This is a genomic window from Streptomyces chattanoogensis, from assembly GCF_001294335.1.
GTDB lineage: Bacteria > Actinomycetota > Actinomycetes > Streptomycetales > Streptomycetaceae > Streptomyces > Streptomyces chattanoogensis.
Genome location: NZ_LGKG01000206.1, coordinates 1 through 5,162, shown reverse-complemented (window position 1 = coordinate 5,162; position 5,162 = coordinate 1). Strand labels below are relative to the sequence as shown.

The following is a 5,162-nucleotide window of genomic DNA, read 5'->3' as shown; positions in this document are numbered from 1 at the left end:
ACACAGTGGACGCGAGCAACTGAGGACAAGCCCTCGGCCTATTAGTACCAGTCAACTCCACACCTTACGGCGCTTCCATATCTGGCCTATCAACCCAGTCGTCTACTGGGAGCCTTACCCCATCAAGTGGGAGGGAGCCCTCATCTCGAAGCAGGCTTCCCGCTTAGATGCTTTCAGCGGTTATCCTTTCCGAACGTAGCCAACCAGCCATGCCCTTGGCAGGACAACTGGCACACCAGAGGTTCGTCCGTCCCGGTCCTCTCGTACTAGGGACAGCCCTTCTCAAGACTCCTACGCGCACAGCGGATAGGGACCGAACTGTCTCACGACGTTCTAAACCCAGCTCGCGTACCGCTTTAATGGGCGAACAGCCCAACCCTTGGGACCGACTCCAGCCCCAGGATGCGACGAGCCGACATCGAGGTGCCAAACCATCCCGTCGATATGGACTCTTGGGGAAGATCAGCCTGTTATCCCCGGGGTACCTTTTATCCGTTGAGCGACGGCGCTTCCACAAGCCACCGCCGGATCACTAGTCCCTACTTTCGTACCTGCTCGACCCGTCAGTCTCACAGTCAAGCTCCCTTGTGCACTTACACTCAACACCTGATTGCCAACCAGGCTGAGGGAACCTTTGGGCGCCTCCGTTACCCTTTAGGAGGCAACCGCCCCAGTTAAACTACCCACCAGACACTGTCCCTGATCCGGATCACGGACCCAGGTTAGACATCCAGCACGACCAGAGTGGTATTTCAACAATGACTCCACACCAACTGGCGTTGATGCTTCACAGTCTCCCACCTATCCTACACAAGCCGAACCGAACACCAATATCAAGCTATAGTAAAGGTCCCGGGGTCTTTCCGTCCTGCTGCGCGAAACGAGCATCTTTACTCGTAATGCAATTTCACCGGGCCTATGGTTGAGACAGTCGAGAAGTCGTTACGCCATTCGTGCAGGTCGGAACTTACCCGACAAGGAATTTCGCTACCTTAGGATGGTTATAGTTACCACCGCCGTTTACTGGCGCTTAAGTTCTCAGCTTCGCCGACCCGAAGGTCGACTAACCGGTCCCCTTAACGTTCCAGCACCGGGCAGGCGTCAGTCCGTATACATCGCCTTACGGCTTCGCACGGACCTGTGTTTTTAGTAAACAGTCGCTTCTCGCTGGTCTCTGCGGCCACCCCCAGCTCAGGAAGCAAGTTCCCTCACCAGAAATGGCCCCCCTTCTCCCGAAGTTACGGGGGCATTTTGCCGAGTTCCTTAACCATAGTTCACCCGAACGCCTCGGTATTCTCTACCTGACCACCTGAGTCGGTTTAGGGTACGGGCCGCCATGAAACTCGCTAGAGGCTTTTCTCGACAGCATAGGATCATCCACTTCACCACAATCGGCTCGGCATCAGGTCTCACCCTCAATGAGAGACGGATTTGCCTATCTCTCGGGCTACACCCTTACCCCGGGACAACCACCGCCCGGGCTGGACTACCTTCCTGCGTCACCCCATCACTCACCTACTACAAGTCTGGTTCAGCGGCTCCACCACTCCCCTTCACCCGAAGGATCCAGGGCGGCTTCACGGCCTTAGCATCGCCTGATTCAATGTTTGGCGCTTCAAAGCGGGTACCGGAATATCAACCGGTTGTCCATCGACTACGCCTGTCGGCCTCGCCTTAGGTCCCGACTTACCCTGGGCAGATCAGCTTGACCCAGGAACCCTTAGTCAATCGGCGCAAGAGTTTCCCACTCTTGTATCGCTACTCATGCCTGCATTCTCACTCGTGAACCGTCCACAACTCGTTTCCACGGCTGCTTCACCCGGCACACGACGCTCCCCTACCCATCACAGCAGGCGTTAGCCCTCATGCTGCAATGACACGACTTCGGCGGTGTGCTTGAGCCCCGCTACATTGTCGGCGCGGAATCACTTGACCAGTGAGCTATTACGCACTCTTTCAAGGGTGGCTGCTTCTAAGCCAACCTCCTGGTTGTCTCTGCGACTCCACATCCTTTCCCACTTAGCACACGCTTAGGGGCCTTAGTCGATGCTCTGGGCTGTTTCCCTCTCGACCATGGAGCTTATCCCCCACAGTCTCACTGCCGCGCTCTCACTTACCGGCATTCGGAGTTTGGCTAAGGTCAGTAACCCGGTAGGGCCCATCGCCTATCCAGTGCTCTACCTCCGGCAAGAAACACACGACGCTGCACCTAAATGCATTTCGGGGAGAACCAGCTATCACGGAGTTTGATTGGCCTTTCACCCCTAACCACAGGTCATCCCCCAGGTTTTCAACCCTGGTGGGTTCGGTCCTCCACGAAGTCTTACCTCCGCTTCAACCTGCCCATGGCTAGATCACTCCGCTTCGGGTCTTGGGCACGCTACTCAACGCCCTATTCGGACTCGCTTTCGCTACGGCTTCCCCACACGGGTTAACCTCGCAACATACCGCAAACTCGCAGGCTCATTCTTCAAAAGGCACGCAGTCACGACGCAAGGAACAAGTTCCCTGCGCGACGCTCCCACGGCTTGTAGGCACACGGTTTCAGGTACTATTTCACTCCGCTCCCGCGGTACTTTTCACCATTCCCTCACGGTACTATCCGCTATCGGTCACCAGGGAATATTTAGGCTTAACGGGTGGTCCCGCCAGATTCACACGGGATTTCTCGGGCCCCGTGCTACTTGGGTGTCTCTTAAACGAGCCGTCAATGTTTCAGCTACGGGGGTCTTACCCTCTACGCCGGACCTTTCGCATGTCCTTCGCCTACATCAACGGTTTCTGACTCGTCCCACAGCCGGCAGACTGCAGAAAAGAGATCCCACAACCCCAACCACGCAACCCCTGCCGGGTATCACACGTGACTGGTTTGGCCTCATCCGGTTTCGCTCGCCACTACTCCCGGAATCACGGTTGTTTTCTCTTCCTGCGGGTACTGAGATGTTTCACTTCCCCGCGTTCCCTCCACATACCCTATGTGTTCAGGTATGGGTGACAGCCCATGACGACTGCCGGGTTTCCCCATTCGGACACCCCCGGATCAAAGCTTGGTTGACAGCTCCCCGGGGCCTATCGTGGCCTCCCACGTCCTTCATCGGTTCCTGGTGCCAAGGCATCCACCGTGCGCCCTTAAAAACTTGGCCACAGATGCTCGCGTCCACTGTGCAGTTCTCAAGCAACGACCAGCCACCCGTCACAACCCACCAAAGTGAGCCTTTACCGGGGCCGGCATCGCGAAGGTCCAGACCGTAGTCCGTACCCTCAGATACCCAACAGCGTGCCCGACCCACTTCATCAATCCCCACGTTCCACGCCGAAGCAGTACTAGTGACAACCAACCAAGTGTGCCGAGTAGTCAACGTTCCACCCATGAGCAAACCACCGTCGAACATTCGCCGACGTAGTGGCTCTGGACAACCTTACGGCTGCCTAGAAGCTCCTTAGAAAGGAGGTGATCCAGCCGCACCTTCCGGTACGGCTACCTTGTTACGACTTCGTCCCAATCGCCAGTCCCACCTTCGACGATTCCCTCCCACAAGGGGTTGGGCCACCGGCTTCGGGTGTTACCGACTTTCGTGACGTGACGGGCGGTGTGTACAAGGCCCGGGAACGTATTCACCGCAGCAATGCTGATCTGCGATTACTAGCAACTCCGACTTCATGGGGTCGAGTTGCAGACCCCAATCCGAACTGAGACCGGCTTTTTGAGATTCGCTCCACCTCGCGGTATCGCAGCTCATTGTACCGGCCATTGTAGCACGTGTGCAGCCCAAGACATAAGGGGCATGATGACTTGACGTCGTCCCCACCTTCCTCCGAGTTGACCCCGGCAGTCTCCTGTGAGTCCCCATCACCCCGAAGGGCATGCTGGCAACACAGAACAAGGGTTGCGCTCGTTGCGGGACTTAACCCAACATCTCACGACACGAGCTGACGACAGCCATGCACCACCTGTACACCGACCACAAGGGGGACCCTGTCTCCAGGGTTTTCCGGTGTATGTCAAGCCTTGGTAAGGTTCTTCGCGTTGCGTCGAATTAAGCCACATGCTCCGCTGCTTGTGCGGGCCCCCGTCAATTCCTTTGAGTTTTAGCCTTGCGGCCGTACTCCCCAGGCGGGGAACTTAATGCGTTAGCTGCGGCACGGACGACGTGGAATGTCGCCCACACCTAGTTCCCAACGTTTACGGCGTGGACTACCAGGGTATCTAATCCTGTTCGCTCCCCACGCTTTCGCTCCTCAGCGTCAGTATCGGCCCAGAGATCCGCCTTCGCCACCGGTGTTCCTCCTGATATCTGCGCATTTCACCGCTACACCAGGAATTCCGATCTCCCCTACCGAACTCTAGCCTGCCCGTATCGAATGCAGACCCGGGGTTAAGCCCCGGGCTTTCACATCCGACGTGACAAGCCGCCTACGAGCTCTTTACGCCCAATAATTCCGGACAACGCTTGCGCCCTACGTATTACCGCGGCTGCTGGCACGTAGTTAGCCGGCGCTTCTTCTGCAGGTACCGTCACTCTCGCTTCTTCCCTGCTGAAAGAGGTTTACAACCCGAAGGCCGTCATCCCTCACGCGGCGTCGCTGCATCAGGCTTTCGCCCATTGTGCAATATTCCCCACTGCTGCCTCCCGTAGGAGTCTGGGCCGTGTCTCAGTCCCAGTGTGGCCGGTCGCCCTCTCAGGCCGGCTACCCGTCGTCGCCTTGGTAGGCCATCACCCCACCAACAAGCTGATAGGCCGCGGGCTCATCCTTCACCGCCGGAGCTTTCCACACGGAGGTCATGCGACCCCGTGTCGTATCCGGTATTAGACCCCGTTTCCAGGGCTTGTCCCAGAGTGAAGGGCAGATTGCCCACGTGTTACTCACCCGTTCGCCACTAATCCCCTCCCGAAGGAGGTTCATCGTTCGACTTGCATGTGTTAAGCACGCCGCCAGCGTTCGTCCTGAGCCAGGATCAAACTCTCCGTGAATGTTTACCGGATATCCGGTCGACACACACGAGAGCGGAACAACCAGGCGGAATAGGCCCGGTCGTTCACAGCGTCCTCGCTGTGTTTTTACAAAGGAACCTCATCTCCGTGATGGAGACGGGGTATCAACATATCTGGCGTTGACTTTTGGCACGCTGTTGAGTTCTCAAGGAACGGACGCTTCCTTTG

Annotated in this window: 2 rRNA genes; both read right to left on the bottom strand. The window is 57.1% G+C overall.

Features of this window, described 5'->3' with window-relative positions:
- Window positions 1–21: 21 nt before the first annotated feature.
- Window positions 22–3,143 (bottom strand): 23S ribosomal RNA (locus tag ADL29_RS38570).
- A 301-nt stretch (window positions 3,144–3,444) separates the two neighbouring features.
- Window positions 3,445–4,973 (bottom strand): 16S ribosomal RNA (locus tag ADL29_RS38565).
- The 16S and 23S rRNA genes sit together here, the layout of an rRNA operon.
- Window positions 4,974–5,162: the final 189 nt, after the last annotated feature.